Annotated in this window: 18 protein-coding genes; 11 read left to right on the top strand and 7 right to left on the bottom strand. The window is 68.7% G+C overall.

Annotated features, from left to right (window positions below; genetic code table 11):
• Nucleotides 1-10 precede the first annotated feature (10 nt).
• The 5 genes from QTI68_RS12315 to QTI68_RS12335 all read left to right on the top strand — a co-directional run bounded on the left by QTI68_RS12315 (nt 11) and on the right by QTI68_RS12335 (nt 5,310).
• On the top strand, nt 11-1,057 hold the full coding sequence (locus QTI68_RS12315) for a formamidase (RefSeq protein ID WP_286521829.1): 1,047 nt from the start codon (nt 11-13) through the stop codon (nt 1,055-1,057).
• Complete coding sequence (gene biuH / locus QTI68_RS12320; protein WP_286521830.1) at nt 1,054-1,752, top strand: biuret amidohydrolase; 699 nt, start codon at nt 1,054-1,056, stop codon at nt 1,750-1,752. The genes QTI68_RS12315 and biuH overlap by 4 nt, the downstream gene beginning before the upstream one ends.
• A gap of 16 nt (nt 1,753-1,768) precedes the next feature.
• Entirely contained in the window at nt 1,769-3,388 is a 1,620-nt protein-coding gene (locus QTI68_RS12325; RefSeq protein WP_286521831.1) for an ABC transporter ATP-binding protein, read from the top strand.
• A 508-nt stretch (nt 3,389-3,896) separates the two neighbouring features.
• The gene (locus QTI68_RS12330; RefSeq protein WP_286521832.1) at nt 3,897-4,562 is read left to right on the top strand and encodes a cysteine hydrolase family protein; all 666 of its coding nucleotides are present in this window, start codon (nt 3,897-3,899) and stop codon (nt 4,560-4,562) included.
• A gap of 1 nt (nt 4,563) precedes the next feature.
• Nucleotides 4,564-5,310 carry a GntR family transcriptional regulator gene (locus tag QTI68_RS12335; protein WP_286521833.1) on the top strand — a complete coding sequence of 249 codons (747 nt, stop codon included), beginning with the start codon at nt 4,564-4,566 and terminating at the stop codon, nt 5,308-5,310.
• Between the two features lie 7 nt (nt 5,311-5,317).
• Here the strand turns inward: QTI68_RS12335 and QTI68_RS12340 are convergent, their stop codons facing one another.
• The gene (locus QTI68_RS12340; RefSeq protein ID WP_286521834.1) at nt 5,318-6,121 is read right to left on the bottom strand and encodes an exodeoxyribonuclease III; all 804 of its coding nucleotides are present in this window, start codon (nt 6,119-6,121) and stop codon (nt 5,318-5,320) included.
• Between the two features lie 11 nt (nt 6,122-6,132).
• Here QTI68_RS12340 and pyrE point away from each other — a divergent pair, with 11 nt between their 5' ends.
• Both pyrE and QTI68_RS12350 read left to right on the top strand, forming a co-directional pair.
• Nucleotides 6,133-6,816 (top strand): orotate phosphoribosyltransferase, encoded by a 684-nt coding sequence (pyrE, locus tag QTI68_RS12345; RefSeq protein ID WP_286521835.1) that lies wholly within the window; start codon nt 6,133-6,135, stop codon nt 6,814-6,816.
• A gap of 21 nt (nt 6,817-6,837) precedes the next feature.
• Nucleotides 6,838-7,521, top strand: a complete 684-nt coding sequence (locus QTI68_RS12350; RefSeq protein ID WP_503011661.1) for a DUF4124 domain-containing protein — start codon at nt 6,838-6,840, stop codon at nt 7,519-7,521.
• Nucleotides 7,522-7,537: 16 nt separating this feature from the next.
• Here the strand turns inward: QTI68_RS12350 and gatB are convergent, their stop codons facing one another.
• The 3 genes from gatB to gatC are packed head-to-tail and all read right to left on the bottom strand — an operon-like array spanning nt 7,538 to nt 10,816.
• Nucleotides 7,538-9,031 carry an Asp-tRNA(Asn)/Glu-tRNA(Gln) amidotransferase subunit GatB gene (gatB, locus tag QTI68_RS12355; protein ID WP_286521836.1) on the bottom strand — a complete coding sequence of 498 codons (1,494 nt, stop codon included), beginning with the start codon at nt 9,029-9,031 and terminating at the stop codon, nt 7,538-7,540.
• Between the two features lies 1 nt (nt 9,032).
• A complete protein-coding gene (gatA, locus tag QTI68_RS12360) occupies nt 9,033-10,520 on the bottom strand; it encodes an Asp-tRNA(Asn)/Glu-tRNA(Gln) amidotransferase subunit GatA (protein WP_286521837.1) in 1,488 nt (495 codons plus the stop codon).
• On the bottom strand, nt 10,517-10,816 hold the full coding sequence (gene gatC, locus QTI68_RS12365; protein WP_286508401.1) for an Asp-tRNA(Asn)/Glu-tRNA(Gln) amidotransferase subunit GatC: 300 nt from the start codon (nt 10,814-10,816) through the stop codon (nt 10,517-10,519). Before gatC ends, gatA begins: the two co-directional genes overlap by 4 nt.
• 221 nt (nt 10,817-11,037) lie before the next feature.
• On the opposite strand from gatC, the gene QTI68_RS12370 reads away from it, so the two are divergent.
• The 4 genes from QTI68_RS12370 (at nt 11,038) to mrdA (ending at nt 15,722) form a co-directional block, all read left to right on the top strand.
• Nucleotides 11,038-12,081 carry a rod shape-determining protein gene (locus QTI68_RS12370; RefSeq protein WP_077002382.1) on the top strand — a complete coding sequence of 348 codons (1,044 nt, stop codon included), beginning with the start codon at nt 11,038-11,040 and terminating at the stop codon, nt 12,079-12,081.
• A 75-nt stretch (nt 12,082-12,156) separates the two neighbouring features.
• The gene (gene mreC / locus QTI68_RS12375) at nt 12,157-13,158 is read left to right on the top strand and encodes a rod shape-determining protein MreC (RefSeq protein WP_286521838.1); all 1,002 of its coding nucleotides are present in this window, start codon (nt 12,157-12,159) and stop codon (nt 13,156-13,158) included.
• Nucleotides 13,155-13,676, top strand: a complete 522-nt coding sequence (gene mreD, locus QTI68_RS12380) for a rod shape-determining protein MreD (protein WP_286508399.1) — start codon at nt 13,155-13,157, stop codon at nt 13,674-13,676. Before mreC ends, mreD begins: the two co-directional genes overlap by 4 nt.
• Before the next feature lie 69 nt (nt 13,677-13,745).
• The gene (gene mrdA, locus QTI68_RS12385; protein WP_286521839.1) at nt 13,746-15,722 is read left to right on the top strand and encodes a penicillin-binding protein 2; all 1,977 of its coding nucleotides are present in this window, start codon (nt 13,746-13,748) and stop codon (nt 15,720-15,722) included.
• A 4-nt stretch (nt 15,723-15,726) separates the two neighbouring features.
• Here the strand turns inward: mrdA and QTI68_RS12390 are convergent, their stop codons facing one another.
• The 3 genes from QTI68_RS12390 to QTI68_RS12400 form a co-directional block, all read right to left on the bottom strand.
• A complete protein-coding gene (locus QTI68_RS12390) occupies nt 15,727-16,485 on the bottom strand; it encodes a sulfite exporter TauE/SafE family protein (protein ID WP_286521840.1) in 759 nt (252 codons plus the stop codon).
• 290 nt (nt 16,486-16,775) lie between these two features.
• Nucleotides 16,776-18,404, bottom strand: coding sequence for a GMC family oxidoreductase (locus QTI68_RS12395; protein WP_286521841.1), 1,629 nt, complete (start codon nt 18,402-18,404; stop codon nt 16,776-16,778).
• A 62-nt stretch (nt 18,405-18,466) separates the two neighbouring features.
• On the bottom strand, nt 18,467-19,984 hold the full coding sequence (locus tag QTI68_RS12400) for a CoA-acylating methylmalonate-semialdehyde dehydrogenase (RefSeq protein ID WP_503011662.1): 1,518 nt from the start codon (nt 19,982-19,984) through the stop codon (nt 18,467-18,469).
• Between the last annotated feature and the right edge of the window lie 66 nt (nt 19,985-20,050).

Consider the following 20,050-nt stretch of genomic DNA (forward strand, 5'->3'; position numbering starts at 1 on the left):
AAGCTGATCGATGAGCGGTCTCGGTGGTCTCAACAAATCGGCGCGGGGCGTGGTCGTCGGCCTGGTGCAGCTGCAGCTGCCGGTGGTCAAGACCCCGGCCGACCTGGCGGCGCGGACCCGGCGCATCTGCGACCTGGTCGCCAAGGCGCGCCGCAACCAGGGCACGATGGATCTCGTCGTGTTCCCCGAGTACGCGCTGCACGGGTTGTCGATGGACACCTCGCCCGAGATCATGTGCTCGCTCGACGGCCCCGAGGTCGCGGCCTTCCGGCAGGCCTGCATCGACAACCGGATCTGGGGCTGCTTCTCGATCATGGAGGCCAACCCCGGGGGCAACCCGTACAACAGCGGGCTGGTCGTCGACGACCACGGCGCCATCCGGCTCTACTACCGAAAGATGCATCCGTGGGTCCCGGTCGAGCCCTGGGAGCCGGGCAACCTCGGCATCCCGGTGTGCGACGGGCCCAACGGCAGCAAGCTGGCGCTGATCATCTGCCACGACGGCATGCTGCCCGAGATGGCGCGCGAGGCCGCCTACAAGGGGGCCGAGATCATCATTCGCACAGCAGGCTACACGGCGCCGATCCGTCATGCCTGGCGCGTCACCAACCAGGCCAACGCCTTCTGCAACCTGGCGTATACGGCGAGCGTCTGCATGTGCGGCAGCGACGGCACCTTCGACTCGATGGGCGAGGCCATGTTCTGCAACTTCGACGGCACCGTGCTGGTCGAGGGCGGTGGCCGGCCCGACGAGATCATCACGGCCGAACTGCGGCCCGACCTGGTGCGCGAAGCCCGTACCGGCTGGGGCGTCGAGAACAACATCTACCAGCTCTATCACCGCGGCTACGTGGCGGTGAAGGGCGGCGCGCAGGACTGCCCCTACACCTACATGCAGGACATGGCGGCCGGCCGCTACCGGCTGCCCTGGGGCGAGCAAGTCAAGGTCACCGACGGCAGCGGCTTCGGCTTCGCGACGCCGGTCCGCAACTACAAGGGCCCCGAGGCGCATCCCCTGGTGCCGCAGGCGCCGCCGACATCGGGTTCACCGTCATGAGCACCACCTACGTTTCCGCCGACCCGTACCGCTGGCCCTACAACGGCGCGCTCCGGCCCGACAACACGGCGCTGATCGTGATCGACATGCAGACCGATTTCTGCGGCAAGGGCGGCTATGTCGACGTGATGGGCTACGACCTGTCGCTGGTGCAGGCGCCGATCGCACCGATCGCACGCACGCTGGCGCGGCTGCGGCCGCTGGGCTTTCACATCATCCACACGCGCGAAGGGCATCGCCCCGACCTCGCCGACCTGCCCGCCAACAAGCGTTGGCGCTCGCGGCAGATCGGCGCCGGCGGCGTGGGTATCGGCGATGACGGCCCGTGCGGACGCATCCTGGTGCGCGGCGAGCCGGGCTGGGAGATCATCCCGGCGCTGGCGCCGTTGCCGGGCGAGGTGGTGATCGACAAGCCCGGCAAAGGTTCGTTCTATGCGACCGACCTCGAACTGGTGCTGCGCACGCGCGGCATCGAGAACCTGATCCTTGCCGGCATCACGACCGACGTCTGCGTCCACACCACGATGCGCGACGCCAACGACCGCGGCTTCGAATGCCTGCTGCTGTCGGACTGCACCGCGGCCACCGACCACGGCAACCACCTGGCGGCGCTGAAGATGATCACCATGCAGGGCGGCGTGTTCGGCGCCCATGCGACGTCGGCGGCGCTGCTCGACGCGCTGCCCGCCCAGTAGAACGGAGAGCCGCACGATGATCGCACCGGTCCACCCCGCACCCGCCGCCACCGGCGCGCTGGCGCTCGACACCTACGAGCTGACCAAGCGCTTCGGCAGCTTCACCGCGATGGACCGCGTGACCATGCACGTGGCACCCGGCACGGTGCACGCGCTGCTCGGCGAGAACGGCGCCGGCAAGAGCACGCTGGTGAAATGCGTGGCCGGCTTCCAGCGCGCCGAGGAGGGCGCGATCCTGATCGACGGCCGCGAGCAGGACATCGCCAACCCGGTGGTGGCGCGCACCCTCGGCATCGGCATGGTCTACCAGCATTTCACGCTGGCGCCCGGCATGACGGTGGCCGAGAACCTGCTGCTGGCCGGCGGCAAGACGCCGGCGCTGATCGATTGGAAGCGCAAGCGCGCCGAACTCAAGGACTTCCTCGCGACCACGCCCTTCAGCCTCGACCTCGACGTGCGGCCGTCGGAACTCGCGGCCGGCGAGAAGCAGAAGCTCGAACTGTTGAAGCAGCTCTACCTGAAGCCGCGGCTTCTGATCCTCGACGAGCCGACCTCGGTGCTGACGCCGCAGGAGGCCGACGAGGTGCTTGGCCATGTGCGCGAGTTCGCCAAGAGCGGCCTGTGCACGGTGCTGATCATCACGCACAAGTTCCGCGAGGTGATGGCCTATGCCGACAGCGTCACGGTGCTGCGGCGCGGCAAGGCGGTGCATCACTGCCAGGTGGCCGACACCAACCCGGCGCGGCTCGCGGCGGCGATGATGGGCGAGGGCGAGGCGCCGCCGCCCGCCGAAGGCGATACCGCTGCGCCGACCGGCCGTGCGCTGCACGCGATGCAGCCGACCGCGGCCAACGCCGCCATTGCGCTGCAAGTCGAGGGTCTGCGAGCGCTGGGCGACCGTGGCACGCTGGCGGTGCACGACCTGAGCCTGTCGGTGCGCTCGGGCGAGATCCTCGGCGTCGCGGGCGTGTCGGGCAACGGCCAGCGTGAACTCGTCGAGGCCCTGGTCGGCCAGCGGCCGCGGCTCGCGGGTCGCGTCACGGTCATGGGCGAACCCTACGAGGCCAGGCGCGAGGAGAACCGCCGCCTCAAGGTCCGCAGCCTGCCCGAGGAGCCGCTGCGCAATGCCTGCGTCGGCGACCTCAGCGTGGCCGAGAACATGGCGCTGCGCGATTTCGACCAGCCGCCGCTGGCCTGGCCGGCGTTCGGCGCCGACGTGCTGAACTTCCCGCTGTGGCGCAGCCGGGCCCGCGAGTGGATCGCGGAATACGGCGTCAAGACCCAGGGCGAGGGCGCGCCGATCCGCAGCCTGTCGGGTGGCAACGTGCAGCGCGCCGTGCTGGCGCGCGAACTGGCCGGCGACATCAACGTGCTGATCGCGGCCAATCCGGTGTTCGGGCTGGACTTCGCGGCGGTGGCGGAAATCCACAGCCGCATCGTTCAGGTGCGGGCCCGCGGGGGCGCGGTGCTGCTGATCAGCGAGGACCTCGACGAACTGCTGGAGATGGCGGACCGGATCGTGGTGATGAGCGAGGGGCGGGTGGTTTACGAGACGGATGCTGCGACTGCTGAAAGGCATGTGCTTGGGGCGCACATGGGTGGGGGCGATCATCAACATGCGCCGGTGGCTGCATGAGGTCTTCCTTGTCTTTGGGGCGGGCGCCCGGCACGCGGTGCGGGCCGTGCGACCCCACTGCGCCGGCCCTTCGGGCTTCCTTGCGGTGCTCGCTTCAGGCGGGGTCCGCGCAAACTCGCTTCGCTCAAACACGCGCGGCCCTTTTTCCGCCTGAAGCTGCGCTCCTCAGCGGCGCAGAGGGGATCGCCCGTCCCGCACCGCATGCCGGGCGCAGGGGTGTGCGAACAATCCAAACTTCTCCAACGCCGATGCAACCCCGACGTTTCAGCGGTGGCGGGCGGTATGCCCTGGGCCGGCCGTTGAGGCACCGCCGAGCAGCGCAGCGGTGCGCGGAAAAAGGGCCGCGCTTGTTTGAGTGGAGCGAAGCGGAGCGTGTTTGCGCGGACCCCGCGTACCGCGAGCAGCGCAGGGCAGCCGCGAAGCGGCCGGTGACGTCGGCCGGCCCAGGGCATACCGCCTGCCATCGCCGCCCACAAGCCCACAACCAAACATCGTCGAAAGCCAGGAAATGCAGATAGAAGCCCAGCCCTTTACCTACGAATTCGACCTCACCAAGACCGCCTTGGTCCTGATCGACATGCAGAGGGATTTCATCGAACCCGGCGGCTTCGGCGAAACCCTGGGCAACGACGTCTCGCTGCTCGAAGCCATCGTCCCCGCGACGAAGACAACCCTCGAAGCCTGGCGAGCCGCGGGCGGCCTGGTCGTCCACACGCGGGAGGCCCACAAACCCGACCTCTCCGACTGCCCCCCCGCCAAGCGCAACCGCGGCAACCCCACATTGCGCATCGGCGACGCCGGCCCCATGGGCCGCATCCTTGTCATGGGCGAACCTGGCAACCAGATCATCGACGCACTGGCGCCGGTCGAAGGCGAGATCGTGGTCGACAAGCCCGGCAAGGGCGCCTTCTATGCGACCGGCCTGCACGAGACGCTCAAGCGGCGCGGCATCAGCCACCTGCTGTTCGGCGGCGTCACGACCGAGGTCTGCGTGCAGACCAGCATGCGCGAGGCCAACGACCGCGGCTACGACTGCCTGCTGCTCGAAGACTGCACCGAAAGCTACTTTCCGGCCTTCAAGGCGGCTGCTGTCGAGATGATCCGTGCCCAGGGCGGCATCGTCGGCTGGACCGCGCCCAGCGCCGCCTTGCTGGCCGCGCTCGGCACCCACTAACATGGCCTACGTGTCGACCGTTCGAATTCCTTCCAAGCCCCCCGCCATCGATCCCGTGTTCCGCACCCGGGCCGACGAGGTCTATGCGCAGCTCAAGCGCGACGTCGCCGAATTCAGCCTGGTCCCCGGCGACCGCTTCACCGAAAACGAGATCAGCGAGCGTCTCGGCGTCTCGCGCACACCGGTGCGCCAGGCGCTCTTCCGGCTGCAGCAGGAGGGCTTCGTCGAAGTGCTGTTCCGCAGCGGCTGGCGCGTGCTGCCCTTCGACTTCGACCAGTTCGAGCAGCTCTACGACCTTCGCATGGTGCTCGAGACCACCGCCGTGCACCGGCTCTGCGAAAGCGACCACCGCGTCGACCGCAGCCTGCTCGACACGCTGGCCGAAATCTGGCTCGTGCCGGCGGCGCAGCGCAGCGCCGACACCGTGCAGGTGGCGCAGTGGGACGAGGCCTTCCATTGTTCGCTGGTCGCTGCCGCCGGCAACGGCGAGATGGCCCGCGTCCACCGCGACGTGACCGACCGCATCCGCATCATTCGCCGGCTCGACTTCACCAAGCAACCGCGCATCGACGCCACCTACGACGAGCACGCCAAGATCCTGAAGGCGATCCGCGCCAACCGCGGCGATCAGGCCGCGATGCTGCTGCGCGCCCACATCGAGACCAGCCAGGCCGAGGTGCGCAAGATCACGCTGCATCAGGTGCATATGGCGCGCCATGCGGGGCGCACCCCGATACGCCGAGGCTGAGCGTCGTCTACAGCGTGAAGTCGTAGTCCACCGTGATCGGCGCGTGGTCGCTGAACTTGATCGTCTTGAAGATCTGCTCCTCGCGCGCCAGCGCCGCCAGCTTCGGCGTCGCCAGGTGGTAGTCGAGCCGCCACCCGACGTTGTTCGCGTAGGCCTGGCCGCGGTTGCTCCACCAGGTGTAGGCGTCGCCCGTGGTCTCGGGCTTGAGCATCCGGTAGACGTCGACCAGCCCCGCGCCATCGGCGCCGGCGTCGAGCAGCTTCGTCATCCAGGCCCGCTCCTCCGGCAGGAAGCCGCTGTTCTTCTGGTTGCCGCGCCAGTTCTTGAGGTCGATCTCCTTGTGGGCGATGTTGATGTCGCCGCAGAGGACGAACTCGCGCTCGCGCTTGAGCGCGTTCAGGTGCGGGAAGAAGCCCTTCAGGAAGCGGAATTTCGCCGCCTGCCGCTCTTCGCCCGAAGAACCGCTGGGGAAGTAGCAGCTGATGATCGACAGCTTCCGCTTCGGGGTGTCGAAGCGCAGTTCGAGGTAGCGGCCCTCGGCGTCGAACTCGGCGTCGCCCCAGCCCACCACCACGTCGCTGGGCGCATGCTTCGTGTAGATCGCTGTGCCCGCGTAGCCTTTCTTCTCGGCGAAGTGGAAGTGCCCCTTGAGCCCCGCCATCTCCTCGAAGCGGCCCTCGATGTCGCTCGCCTGGACCCGGATCTCCTGCATGCAAATACAATCCGGCCCCAGTCCGCCGACCCAATCGGCGACGCCCTTGGTGGCAGCCGATCGCAGGCCGTTGAGGTTGAGGCTGGTCAGTTTGAACACGAGGAATTCCTATGGCTGAGAAGATTGAAGAGGGCGGCGCACTGGCGCAGGCTTTCGTGCAGTTCGCGCTGGAGTCGGGGGTGCTGCGCTTCGGTCAGTTCAAGACCAAGGCCGGCCGCATCAGCCCCTATTTTTTCAACGCCGGCCTGTTCGACGATGGCGCCAAGCTCGCCCGGCTGGCGGAATTCTATGCAGACCGGCTGATCGCCAGCGGGCTCGAGTTCGACATGATCTTCGGCCCGGCCTACAAGGGCATTCCGCTGGGCGCCACGGTGGCGGCCGAACTGGCGCGCCGCGGCCGCAACGTGCCCTTCGCCTACAACCGCAAGGAAGCCAAGGACCACGGCGAGGGCGGGACCCTGGTCGGCGCCCCGCTGAAGGGCCGGGTGCTGATCGTTGACGACGTGATGTCGGCCGGCACCGCGGTGCGCGAGTCGATCGCGGCCATCCGCGCCGCCGGCGCGACCCCGCACGCGGTCGCGATCGCGCTCGACCGGCAGGAGAAGGCGACCGAGAACGGCGCCGACGTGGACCACAGCGCTGTGCAATATGTACGCAATCAGCTCGGCCTTGCAGTTATTTCCATCGCAACGCTTGACGACTTGTTACAGTATCTGTCAGGCCGCGCGGACGACGAACTGGGCGCCCACCGCCAGAACGTGCTGGCGTACCGGGCGCGTTACGGCGCGGGCTGATTCAACCCGTCTGAAGGACTGATGTTGGCGAGCACCCAAGCACTGAAGGCATTCCTGGTCCTTTCGCTGGCCGCAGCCGGCATGGCGCACGCGCAACAGGGGTCTGGCGCGCGCGGGGCGCCCAATGCCGCGGGCATCTACAGCTGCACCGACGCCAAGGGCAGGACGATCACCGCCGACCGTCCGATTCCCGACTGCCTCGACCGCGAGCAGCGCGAACTCAATCCGAGCGGCACCACCCGCCGCATGGTCGAGCCCTCCTACACGGCGCGCGAGCAGGCCGAGCGCGAGGACCGCGAACGGGCGGCGCAGCTGCAGGCGGCCCGGCTGGTCGAGGAGCGGCGGCGCGAGCGCGCCCTGCTGGTGCGCTACCCGAACCCCGCGGCCCACGACCGGGAGCGCGCCGAGGCGCTGGTGCAGATCGACGTCGTGATCCAGGCCGCCCGCAAGCGGCTGGTTGAACTCGGCGAGGACCGCAAGCGGGTCGACGACGAGCTCGAGTTCTACAAGAAAGACCCGGCCAAGGCGCCCGACGCGCTGCGGCGCCGGACCGAGGACATCGCCCGCAGCGTGGCAGTGCAGAACCGCTTCATCGGCGAGCAGGAAGACGAGAAGAAGCGCGTCAATGCGCGCTTCGACGAGGAGCAGGCCAAGCTCGCGCCGCTCTGGGCCGCGAACACGTCTGCGGCCCAGAAGTCGAAGTGAGCCGCCCCAGGGCTAGCTAGCCCAGTTTCGACTTCAGCAGCGCATTGACCTGCGCCGGGTTGGCCTTGCCCTGGCTGGCCTTCATGACCTGGCCGACCAGCGCGTTGAAGGCCTTGTCCTTGCCGGCGCGGTATTCGGCGATGTTCTTCTCGTTGGTCGCGAGCACCTGGTCGATGATCTTTTCGAGCGCGCCCGAATCGCTCATCTGCTTCAGGCCCTTGGCCTCGATGACCGCATCGACGTCCTGGCCTTCGCCGGTCCAGAGGGCGTCGAACACCTGCCGCGCCGCATTGTTGGAGATCGTGCCGTCGCCGATGCGCGCAACCAGCCCGGCCAGTTGCGGCGCCGTCACCGGGGCCTCGGTGATCGCGATGTCCTGCTGGTTCAGGCGCCGCGCGATCTCGCCGGTGATCCAGTTGCTCGCCAGCTTGGCGTTGGCACCGGCGGCCACCGCACCCTGGAAGTAGGCTGCCAGGGCCGGGCTCTGGGTGAGCTGGGCGGCGTCGTAGTCCGACAGCCCATGCTCGCGCACGTAGCGCTCGGCCATCGCGCGCGGCAGCTCGGGCATTTCGGCGCGCACGCGCTCGATCCAGTCGGCGGCGATCGCCAGCGGCGGCAGGTCGGGGTCGGGGAAGTAGCGGTAGTCGGCGGCGTCTTCCTTGGTGCGCATCGCGCGGGTCTCGCCGGTGTCGGGGTCGAACAGCACCGTGGCCTGCTGGACCGTGCGGCCGTCCTCGATCTCCTCGATCTGCCAGCGGATCTCGTAGTCGATCGCCTGCTGCATGAACTTGAAGCTGTTCAGGTTCTTGATCTCGCGCCGGGTGCCGAGCTTGTCGCCGGGCCTGCGCACCGACACGTTGGCGTCGCAGCGGAAACTGCCTTCCTGCATGTTGCCGTCGCAGATGCCGATCCAGGTGACGATCTTGTGCAGCTCGCGCGCATAGGCCACGGCCTCGGCGGTGGAGCGCATGTCGGGCTCGGTCACGATCTCGAGCAGCGGCGTGCCGGCGCGGTTCAGGTCGATGCCCGACTGGCCGACGAAGTCCTCGTGCAGCGACTTGCCGGCGTCTTCTTCGAGATGCGCGCGCACCAGGCGCACGGTCTTGGGCTCGTCGCCGACGAAGAAGCTCACCGAGCCGCCCTGCACCACGGGGATCTCGAACTGGCTGATCTGGTAGCCCTTGGGCAGGTCGGGGTAGAAGTAGTTCTTGCGCGCGAAGACGCTGCGCGGCGCGATCGTCGAGCCGAGCGCGAGGCCGAGCTTGATGGCGCGCTCGACCGCGCCCTTGTTCATCACCGGCAGGGTTCCCGGCAGCGCCAGGTCGACCGCGCAGGCTTGGGTGTTGGGTTCGGCGCCGAAGGCGGTCGAGGCACGGCTGAAGATCTTCGAGGCGGTCGAGAGCTGGGCGTGGGTCTCGAAGCCGATCACGACTTCGTAGCCCCGGACCAGCGGGCCGGTCGGCCGCCCGGCCTGCAGTTGTTCGGTGGTGCTTTGTTGCTGCTGCGTCATGTCAATAGCCTCCCGGGGTGCGGAGGTGCCAGTCGGTGGCCTGCTGGAAGGCGTGCGCCGCGTTGAGCAGCTTCGCCTCGGCGAAGTAGTTGCCGATCAGCTGGAGGCCGACCGGCAGGCCGCCGTCGAAGCCGGCCGGCACGCTCATGCCGGGCAGGCCGGCGAGCGAGCCGGGCAGGGTGAAGATGTCGGCCAGGTAGTCGGCCACCGGATCATCGCCGTGCTCGCCGAGCTTCCAGGCCACGCTGGGCGCGGCCGGGCCGGCAATGACGTCGCATTGCGCGAAGGCTTGCTGGAAGTCGTCGGCGATCATGCGGCGCACCTTCTGCGCCTGCAGGTAGTAGGCGTCGTAGTAGCCGTGCGAGAGCACGTAGGTGCCGATCATGATGCGGCGCTTGACCTCGTCGCCGAAGCCCTCTTCGCGGGTCTGGGCGTACATGTCGGCCAGGTCGCGGTAGTTCTTGGCCCGGTGGCCGAACTTGACGCCGTCGAAGCGGCTCAGGTTGCTCGAGGCCTCGGCCGCCGCGATGATGTAGTAGACGGGGATCGACAGTTCGGTGCGCGGCAGCGTGATCTCGACTCGGCGGGCACCGAGCTTCTCGTATTCGGCCAGCGCGGCATCGACCGCGGCACGCACGCCCGGCGCCACGCCTTCGCCGAAGAACTCCTTCGGCACGCCGATGCGCAGGCCGTCGAGCGAGCCCGCGAGCTGGCGCGAGAAGTCTTCCGCCGGGCGGGCCAGCGAGGTCGAGTCGCGCTCGGGGTCCGGCCCGCACATGGCCGACAGCAGCAGGGCGCAGTCCTCGGCCGAACGGGCCATCGGGCCGGCCTGGTCGAGGCTGGACGCGAACGCGACCATGCCGTAGCGCGAGGCCCGGCCGTAGGTCGGCTTGATGCCGGTGACGCCGCAGAACGAGGCCGGCTGGCGGATCGAGCCGCCGGTGTCGGTGCCGGTGGCACCCGGTGCCAGCCTCGCGGCCACGGCCACGGCGCTGCCACCCGAGGACCCGCCGGGAATGCGGCCGGTGTCCCAGGGGTTGCGCACCGGCACCGCGTGGTCGAAGCCGATGGCCGGCACGGCGACGTTCTCGTTGGCCGAGCCCATCGCGAACTCGTCGCAGCTGAGCTTGCCCAGCGTCACGGCGCCGGCCTCGCCCAGCTTGCGGACCACGGTGGCGTCGAAGGGCGAGCGGTAGCCGGCCAGGATGCGCGAGCCGGCGGTGGTCGGCAGGTCGGCGGTGACGAAAATGTCCTTGTGGGCGATCGGCACGCCTTCGAGGGGCGCGGCCGAGCCGGCGGCGATGCGGTCGTCGGCGGCTCGGGCCTGGGACAGCGTGAGCTGTTCGTCGATCGCGACGAAGGCGCCGAGATCCTGGTGGGCGCGGATCCGCGACAGGTGGTGGTGGGCGGCCTCGACCGCCGAAACCTTGCGCTCGCGCAGGGCCGCGGCCAGCCCGGCCACGCCCAATTGGTGCAGTTCGGCGCTCATTCGATCACCTTCGGGACCAGGAACAGCCCGTTCTCGACCGCCGGCGCGCTGCGCTGGTTGGCTTCGCGGTTGTTGGGCTCGGTCACCACATCTTCGGCCAGGCGAAGCGTGATGTCCTCGATCGCGGCGACCGGGTGGGCCAGGGGCTCGACGCCGGTGGTGTCGACCGCGCGCATGCGCTCGACCAGGTCGAAGAAGCCGTTGATCTGGCCGCGCATCCGCTCGCTTTCGTCGGGGGCCAGTTGGAGCCGCGCCAGCGAGGCAATGCGGGCGATATCTGTGGAGGTGAGGGACATCGAAAATTGGCGTTTCCGGACCGAATCGAGGTACTTTCGCACCCCGCAAAAGGGCTCGGAAACGCGGAGCTGTCAGGGGATTCGGTTATTATCCCGCCTTTGCCGCAACCCCCGCGAACGCGCCGGCTTTTGCCGCAAAAACCTTTCAAACCACCCGTCACACGACCAAAAATAAGGCGACGGCCTGCCGACGCGCATGCCGTGCCCCAGAGGATTCCACAATGTTTGGAGCTTTTCGTCGGTATTTTTCTACCGACCTGGCGATCGACCTCGGCACCGCCAACACCCTGATCTTCGCGCGCAACAAGGGCATCGTGCTCGACGAACCCTCGGTCGTCGCGATCCGCCACGAAGGCGGTCCGCACGGCAAGAAGGTGATCCAGGCCGTGGGTCGCGAGGCCAAGGCGATGCTCGGCAAGGTGCCCGGCAACATCGAGGCCATCCGGCCGATGAAGGACGGCGTGATCGCCGATTTCGTCATCACCGAGCAGATGATCAAGCAGTTCATCAAGATGGTGCACCCGCGCTCGCTGCTCACGCCGAGCCCGCGGATCATCATCTGCGTGCCGTGCGGCTCGACCCAGGTCGAGCGCCGCGCCATCAAGGACGCGGCCGAAGCCGCCGGCGCCACCTCGGTCTATCTCATCGAAGAACCGATGGCCGCCGCGATCGGCGCCGGCCTGCCGGTGTCCGAGGCCAGCGGCTCGATGGTGGTCGACATCGGCGGCGGCACCACCGAAGTCGGCGTGATCTCGCTCGGCGGCATGGTCTATAAGGGCAGCGTGCGCGTCGGCGGCGACCGCTTCGACGAGGCCATCATCAACTACATCCGCCGCAACTACGGCATGCTGATCGGCGAGCCGACGGCCGAAGTCATCAAGAAGAACATCGGCTCGGCCTTCCCGGGCTCCGAAGTCAAGGAGATGGAAGTCAAGGGCCGCAACCTGAGCGAAGGCGTGCCGCGCAGCTTCACGATCAGCAGCAACGAAGTGCTCGAAGCCCTGACCGATCCGCTCAACAACATCGTGTCCGCGGTCAAGAACGCGCTCGAGCAGACGCCGCCCGAACTGGGCGCCGACATCGCCGAGCGCGGCATGATGCTGACCGGCGGCGGTGCGCTGCTGCGCGACCTCGACCGCCTGCTGGCCGAGGAAACCGGCCTGCCGGTGCTGGTGGCCGAAGACCCGCTGACCTGCGTGGTGCGCGGCTGCGGCATCGCCCTCGAGCGCATGGACCGCCTCGGGAGCATCTTCACCAGCGAGTGAAGATCCGGCGGCGCCGGATTCGCCGCAACCCCCTTCAACCCTTCAAACAGCGCAGCTCTCGTGGCATAACGCGTCATGCCGCTCGGCACTCTGGACCGCACCGCCCCGCCCCTCTTCAACCAGGGGCCGTCGGCGCTGAGCAAACTGATCTTCTTCAGCGCGCTGGCGCTGTTCCTGATGGTGGCCGACGCCCGCTTCCACCTCGTGCAGCCGATCCGGCTGGCGATCGGCACGGTGCTGTATCCGGTGCAGTGGCTGGCGCTCAAGCCGGTGCAGCTGGTGGTCGGCGGCGGCCGCTACCTCGAAGACCTGCAGACCGCGCAGGGCAACGAGGCCGAGGCCCGCAAGGCGCTCTCACTGCAGTCCGAGCGCGCCAGCCAGGCCGACACGCTGGCCCAGGAAAACGCCCGGCTGCGCTCGCTGCTCGAGCTGCGCCAGGTGACGCAGACGCCGGGCCGGGCGGCCGAGGTGCTGTATGACGCCGCCGACCCCTACACCCGCAAGCTGGTGATCGACCAGGGCCTCATGAACGGCATCGCGGCCGGCTCGCCGGTGATCGACGAGCACGGCGTGCTGGGCCAGGTGACGCAGGTGCAGCCGTTCTCCAGCGAGATCACGCTGGTGATCGACCGCGATCTCGCGATCCCGGTCCAGAACGTGCGAACCGGTGCGCGCAGCGTCGCCTTCGGCGATGCCAGCGCCCATGGCGGCGGCCTCGAACTGCGCTTCATGCAGGCCAATTCGGATGTCCAGGAAGGCGACGTGCTGACCACCAGCGGCGTCGATGGGGTCTACCCGCCGGGCCTGCCGGTGGCCCGGATCGACCGCATCGAGCGCCGTGCCGATTCGGCCTTCGCCCGCATCCATTGCGAGCCATTGGCCAAGGTCACGGCCGCGCGCTACGTGCTGGTGCTGGCGCCCACGGGGTCCCAGTCGGTGCCGAAGCCGACGCCGGCCAACACGCCCTCGGCGGTCGCCGCCAAGAAGAAGGCCGACAAGGCCGATGCCAAGGCCGATGCCAAGGCGGACGCCAAGGCCGCCAAGAAGGCCGACAAGAAGGAAGCGGGTCCGCGATGATCATGCGCCCCGGCCAGCAGCAGCTCTTGCTGCCCGTCAGCCCGCTGTTCATGTGGACCAGCCTGGTCGTCGCGCTGCTGGTCAACATGGTGCCGATCGGCCGCGCCGCCTGGACGCCCGACCTGCTGGCGCTGGTGATCGTCTTCTGGAGCGTGCACCAGCCGGCGCGCATCGGCATCGGCGCGGCCTTCGTATTCGGCCTGCTGATGGACGTGCACCAGGCCGCCATGCTCGGGCAGCATGCGCTGTCCTACACCACGCTCGGCTTCCTGGCGACCATGATCCACCGGCGCCTGCTGTGGTTCCCGCTGGTCTCGCAGGCCCTGCAGGTGCTGCCGCTGTTCGCGCTGTCGCACCTGATCGAGCTCGCGATCCGGATGATCGGCGGCGGCGCCTTCCCCGGCTGGTCGCTGCTGGTGGCACCGGCGCTGGAGGCGGCTCTGTGGCCGCTGGTCAGCCTGGTTCTTTTGGCGCCGCAGCGCCGGACGCCGGAACCTGACGCCAACAGACCACTCTGACAGCCTGCCCGCCGCCGTTCCGCAGCCCATTGCCTGCGGCCGATCGGCGGCCTAAGCTCCAGTTCCCAAATGACCGAGATCCGCAACGTTGCCGCCGACCTCTCCCGCTTCCGGCGGCGGGTGTTCGTGATCGGCGCGGTCGTGCTGGTCTGCTTCGGGCTGCTCTGCGCGCGGCTGGGCTACCTCCAGGTGGTGCGGCACGAGGACCTCGCCGAGCAGGCCGAAAGCAACCGCACCGCGATCGTCCCGGTGGTGCCGAACCGCGGCCTGATCCTGGACCGCAACGGCATCACGCTGGCATCCAACTATTCGGCCTACACGCTCGAGATCACGCCGTCCAAGGCCGGCAACCTCGAGGACACGATCGACGCCCTGACCGAGGTGCTCGAGATCTCGCCGCGCGACCGCCGGCGCTTCAAGCGGCTGCGCGAAGACTCGCGCAGCTTCGACTCGGTGCCGATCCGCACCCGCCTGAGCGACGAGGAGGTGGCCCGCTTCGCCGCCCAGCGCTACCGCTTCCCGGGCGTCGAGATCAAGGCCCGGCTGTTCCGCAACTACCCCCACGGCGAGCTCGCCAGCCACGTGCTCGGCTACATCGGCCGCATCAACCAGGCCGAGAAGACGGCCATGGAAGACTGGGAGGACGAGGACCTCGCCAACTACAAGGGCACCGAGTACATCGGCAAGCTCGGCATCGAGCAGAGCTATGAGAAGACGCTGCACGGCCAGACCGGCGTCGAGCAGATGGAAACTTCGGCCGGCGGCCGCGCGGTGCGCCGGCTGGCCGCCCATCCGGCGACGCCCGGCAACACGGTCATGCTGTCGCTCGACATCAAGCTGCAGAAGCTGGTCGAGGACATGTACGGCGAGCGCCGCGGCGCGCTGGTCGCCTTCGATCCCAAGACCGGCGAGATCCTGGCCTTCGTGAGCAAGCCGACCTTCGATCCCAACCTGTTCGTCGAGGGCATCGACGTCGAGAGCTGGAAGGAGCTCAGCGAATCGCTCGACAAGCCGCTGCTCAACCGGGCGCTGCGCGGCACCTACCCGCCGGGCTCGACCTACAAGCCCTTCATGGCGCTGGCGGCGCTGCAGACCGGCAAGCGCGGTCCCAGCGTGCTGGTCAACGACCCCGGCTACTTCAATTTCGGCGGCCACCGCTTCGGCAGCCCCGAGGGCAACATCGGCAATGTCGACATGCGCCGCTCGATCCAGCTGTCGAGCAACATCTACTACTACTCGCTGGCCAACGAGATGGGCGTGGACCTGATCCACGACGCGATGAAGCCGCTGGGCTTCGGCCAGATCACCGGCATCGACATCGGCGGCGAGGTGCGCGGCGTGCTGCCGAGCACCGAGTGGAAGCGCAATGCCTACCGCCGGCCCGAGCAGCGCAAGTGGTATGCGGGCGAGACCATTTCGCTCGGCATCGGCCAGGGCTACAACGCGTTCACGATGCTGCAGCTGGCGCAGGCCACGGCGATCGTGGCCGACGGCGGCATCAAGCACAAGCCGCACCTGGTGCTCGGCATCCGCGACACCGTCACGGGCGAGGTCAAGCCGGTCGAGCAGCCGCCGGCCATCAACCTCGGCTACCGGCCGGCCGACATCGCCGTGGTCCGAGAGGGCCTGACCGCGGTCGTCACCGGCGGCACCGCGCGCGGCGTGTTCGCCGGCGCCGCCTACCAGGCGGCCGGCAAGACCGGCACCGCCCAGGCCGTGACGCAGGCGCAGAACACCAAGTACAACGCCAAGGCGCTCGAAGAGCACCAGCGCGACCACGCCTTGTTCATGGCCTTCGCGCCGGTCAACGACCCGAGGATCGCGGTCGCCCTGATCGTGGAGAACGCCGGCTGGGGCGCCGGCGCCGCGGCCCCGATCGCGCGCCGGGTGTTCGACTACTGGCTCATGAACCAGTACCCGAGCGAGGCCGACATGGCGGCGATCCAGATCGGCAAGGCGACGGCGCCGATCGGCAAGCCCCGGGTGGCCAGCGAAGTCGCGTGGCCGCCCGCCGGCAGCGCCACCCAGAGCGCGGCCGCACCCTGAACCGTCAGCGCAGGAAGGCGTCGTACGCCGTTTTCAGGATCAGCGCGGCGACGACGCCGATGAAGACCTTGCGCACGAAGGTGGCGCCATGCTTGATGGCGACCCGGGCCCCGACCACGCTGCCGGCCACGTTGGCCACCGCCATCGTCAGCCCCAGCTGCCACAGCACGTGGCCCTTGAGCCCGAGCAGCAGCAGCGCCCCCAGGTTGGTCATGACGTTGAGCAGCTTGGCCGAGCCGGCCGCGTTGAGGAAGTCGTAGCCCAGCCAGCGCACGAACAGGAAGACGAAGAAGCTGCCGGTGCCGGGCCCGAAGAAGCCGTCGTAGACGCCGAGCAGGGCGCCGATGGTGGCGGTGGCGAGCAGTTCGGCGCGGCCGCTGAAGCGCGGCGCATGGTGCACGCCCATGTCCTTGCGCGCCAGCGTGTAGACCAGCAGCGCGACCAGGATCACCGGCAGCAGCTTGCGCAGGAACTCGCCCGGCACCACCGTCACGGCCCAGGCACCGACCAGCGAGCCCGCGAAGGCCAGCACCCCGGCCGGCAGCAGGTTGCGCCAGCGCAGGCCGACCCGGCGATGGAACTGCGCGGCCGCCGCCGCCGTGCCCCAGACCGAGGCGCTCTTGTTGGTGCCCAGCAGGGTGGCAGGGGCGGTGCCCGGCAGCACGCTGAACAGCGCCGGCACCAGGATCAGGCCGCCGCCGCCGACGATGGAATCGATGAAACCCGCGAACAGCGAGGCGAGGGTCAGCACCAGAGTTTCCATGCGGGCGGGATTGTCTCATTCCGGGTTGCTATTGATTTGATAGCGCACCCTCGGCAGCCCCGCTTGCCGATCGCCCAAAGAAAAGGCGCCGACCAGCGGCGCCTTGTCAAAAAAACGGCATCTCGTGCGGATGCCTTGTGTGATCTTTTTCTGGTTCTCCGAAAGATTGTCTCCTCGGTCCCCCGCGCTGCGGGCTGGCCCGTTTGCGAGTACCGATACTTTAATTCGGCGCACCTTGGCAGTGCATCGGGGATTACCCGCCAACGGAAACTAATTGATACACCGCCAAGTCACACCGCGGCTTCGCGGACCCAGCCGGCCGCCTTCTCGGCCATCATCAATGTCGGGCTGTTCGTGTTGCCGCTGGTGATGGTCGGCATGGCGCCGGCGTCGACCACCCGCAGCCCCTGGATGCCCCGCACCCGCAGCCGCGAATCGAGCACCGCCATCGGGTCGCCGTCGGCGCCCATCCGGGTGGTGCCCACCGGATGGAAGATGGTGGTCGCGATGTCGCCGGCCAGCCGCGCCAGCTCCTCGTCGCTCTGGTATTGCACCCCTGGCTTCCATTCCTCGGGCGCATATCTGGCGAGCGCGGGCTGGGCCGCGATGCGGCGCGTGACGCGCAGCGAATCGGCCGCCACCTTGCGGTCCTCGTCGGTGCTCAGGTAGTTGGGCGCGATCGCCGGTGCGTCGCTGAACTTGCCGCTCTTGATGCGCACCGTGCCGCGGCTGGTCGGGTTCAGGTTGCAGACGCTGGCGGTGAAGGCCGGGAAGCTGTGCAGCGGCTCGCCGAAGGCATCGAGCGACAGCGGCTGCACGTGGTACTCGAGGTTCGGCCATTCGTGCTCGGGGGAGCTGCGCGTGAAGGCACCGAGCTGCGACGGCGCCATGCTCATCGGGCCGCTGCGCTTGAACAGGTATTCCATGCCGATCTTCGCCTTGCCATAGAGCGAAGAGGCCAGCACGTTGAGGGTCGGCGCGTCCTTGATCTTGTAGACCGCGCGGATCTGCAGGTGGTCCTGCAGGTTGGCGCCGACGCCCGGCAGGTCGGCGACCAGCTCGATGCCATGCTGGCGCAGCAGGTCGGCCGGGCCGATGCCCGAGAGCTGCAGCAGCTGAGGCGAGCCGATGCTGCCGGCGCACAGCAGCACTTCGCGCGTGGCGTGCGCCGTGACCATCTCGTGGCCGTCCCAGACCTGCACGCCGGTGCAGCGCCGGCTGCCGTCGGCCTGGGTCTCGACGATCAGCTTCGTCACGTGGGCATTGACCCACATCTCGAAGTTGGGCCGGCCGTAGCAGGTCGGCCGCAGGAAGGCCTTGGCCGTGTTCCAGCGCCAACCGTCCTTCTGGTTGACCTGGAAGTAGCCCACGCCCTCGTTGCTGCCGCGGTTGAAGTCGCTGCTGTGCGGGATGCCGGCCTCCTGCGCGGCCTGCGCGAAGGCGTCGAGGATGTCCCAGCGCAGGCGCTGCTTCTCGACCCGCCATTCGCCGCCGGCGCCGTGCATTTCGTCGGCGCCGAGGTAGTAGTCCTCGTGCTGCCTGAAGGCCGGCAGCACGTTGTTCCAGCGCCAGGTGTCGTCGCCGGTGAGCGCGGCCCAGTTCTCGTAGTCGCGCGACTGGCCGCGCATGTAGATCATGCCGTTGATGCTCGAGCAGCCGCCCAGCGTCTTGCCGCGCGGGTAGCGCAGCGTGCGGCCGTTCAGCCCGGCATCGGGCTCGGTGCTGTAGAGCCAGTCGGTGCGCGGATTGCCGATGCAGTAGAGGTAGCCCACCGGGATGTGGATCCAGTGGTAGTCGTCCTTGCGGCCGGCCTCGATCAGCAGGGTGCGCTGCTGCTTGCTGCGGGTCAGGCGGTTGCACATCAGCGCGCCGGCGGTGCCGCCGCCGATCACGATGTAGTCGAAGGTGGTGTCGCTCATTCTGGTCTTGCTTGTCTCTTGTCGTTATGGGGGATGCGGCCACCGCCGGCGGCGGGCGCGGCCTACTTCGCGGTCGGCATCACGAACTCGGCCCCTTTGCCGATGCTCTCCGGCCAGCGCTGCATGATCGACTTCTGCTTGGTGTAGAAGCGCACGCCTTCCTCGCCGTAGGCGTGCATGTCGCCGAACAGGCTCTTCTTCCAGCCGCCGAAGCCGTGCCAGGCCATTGGCACCGGGATCGGCACGTTGATGCCCACCATGCCGACCTGGATGCGCCGGCTGAACTCGCGCGCTACGTTGCCGTCGCGCGTGAAGCAGGAGACGCCGTTGCCGAACTCGTGGGCGTTGATCAGGTCCACCGCCTCCTTGAGGTCGTGCACCCGCACGCAGGACAGCACCGGGCCGAAGATCTCTTCCTTGTAGATCCGCATCTCGGGCGTGACGTGGTCGAACAGCGTGCCGCCCATCCAGAAGCCCTCGTCGCAGCCTTCGCCGGCGGCGCTGGCGTCGAAGCCGCGGCCGTCCACCACCAGCTTGGCGCCTTCCTTCTCGCCCTGGGCGATGTAGCCCGTGATGCGCTCGTGCGCGGCGCGGGTGACGATCGGGCCCATCTCGGCGGCCAGGTTGGTGCCGTTGAGCACCTTGAGCGTCTTCGCCCGCTCGGTCAGCAGCGGCATCACGCGGTCGGCCACGTCGCCCACCAGCACCGCCACCGAGATCGCCATGCAGCGCTCGCCGGCCGAGCCGTAGCCCGAGCCGATGAGGGCGTCGACGGTCTGCTCGATGTCGGCGTCGGGCATCACCACCATGTGGTTCTTGGCGCCGCCGAGCGCCTGCACGCGCTTGCCGTGGCGGGCGCCCGTTTCGTAGATGTAGTTGGCGATCGGGGTCGAGCCGACGAAGCTGATGGCCTTCACGTCGGGGTGCTCCAGCAGCGCGTCGACCGCCTCCTTGTCGCCCTGCACGACGTTGAAGACGCCGTCGGGCAGCCCGGCCTCCTTGAGCAGCTCGGCCATGCGCAGCGAGGGGCTCGGGTCGGTCGGGCTGGGCTTCAGCACGAAGGTGTTGCCGGCCGCGATCGCCACCGGGAACATCCACATCGGCACCATCACCGGGAAGTTGAAGGGCGTGATGCCGGCCACCACGCCGAGCGGCTGGCGCAGGGTCCAGTTGTCGATGCCGGTCGAGACCTGGTCGGTGAAGTCGCCCTTGAGCAGCTGCGGGATGCCGCAGGCGAACTCGACGATGTCGATGCCGCGGGTGACCTCGCCCTGGGCGTCGGTGAAGACCTTGCCGTGCTCGGCCGTGATCAGGTGGGCCAGCTCGTCCTTGTGCTTGTTGAGCAGCTCGAGGAACTTGAACATCACGCGGGCGCGGCGGATCGGCGGCGTGTCGGCCCAGGCCGGGAAGGCGGCCTGGGCGGCGGCCACCGCGGCATCGACGTCGGCGCGGTTGGCCAGCGCGACGCTGCCGGTGGCGGCGCCGGTCGCGGGGTTGAAGACATCCTGGGTGCGCGAGGATTGGGGGGCCGCGATGCGGCCACCGACGAAATGGTGGATCGGGGTCTTGCTCATCTGCATGGCGTTCTCCTGCCGGCGCCGCCGGCGAGTGGGGGAAGAAAAATCGAAATCGGCGGCCATCCGGCC

The sequence above is a fragment of the Variovorax sp. J31P207 genome (assembly GCF_030316965.1).
Taxonomy (GTDB): Bacteria; Pseudomonadota; Gammaproteobacteria; order Burkholderiales; family Burkholderiaceae_C; genus Variovorax; species Variovorax ginsengisoli_B.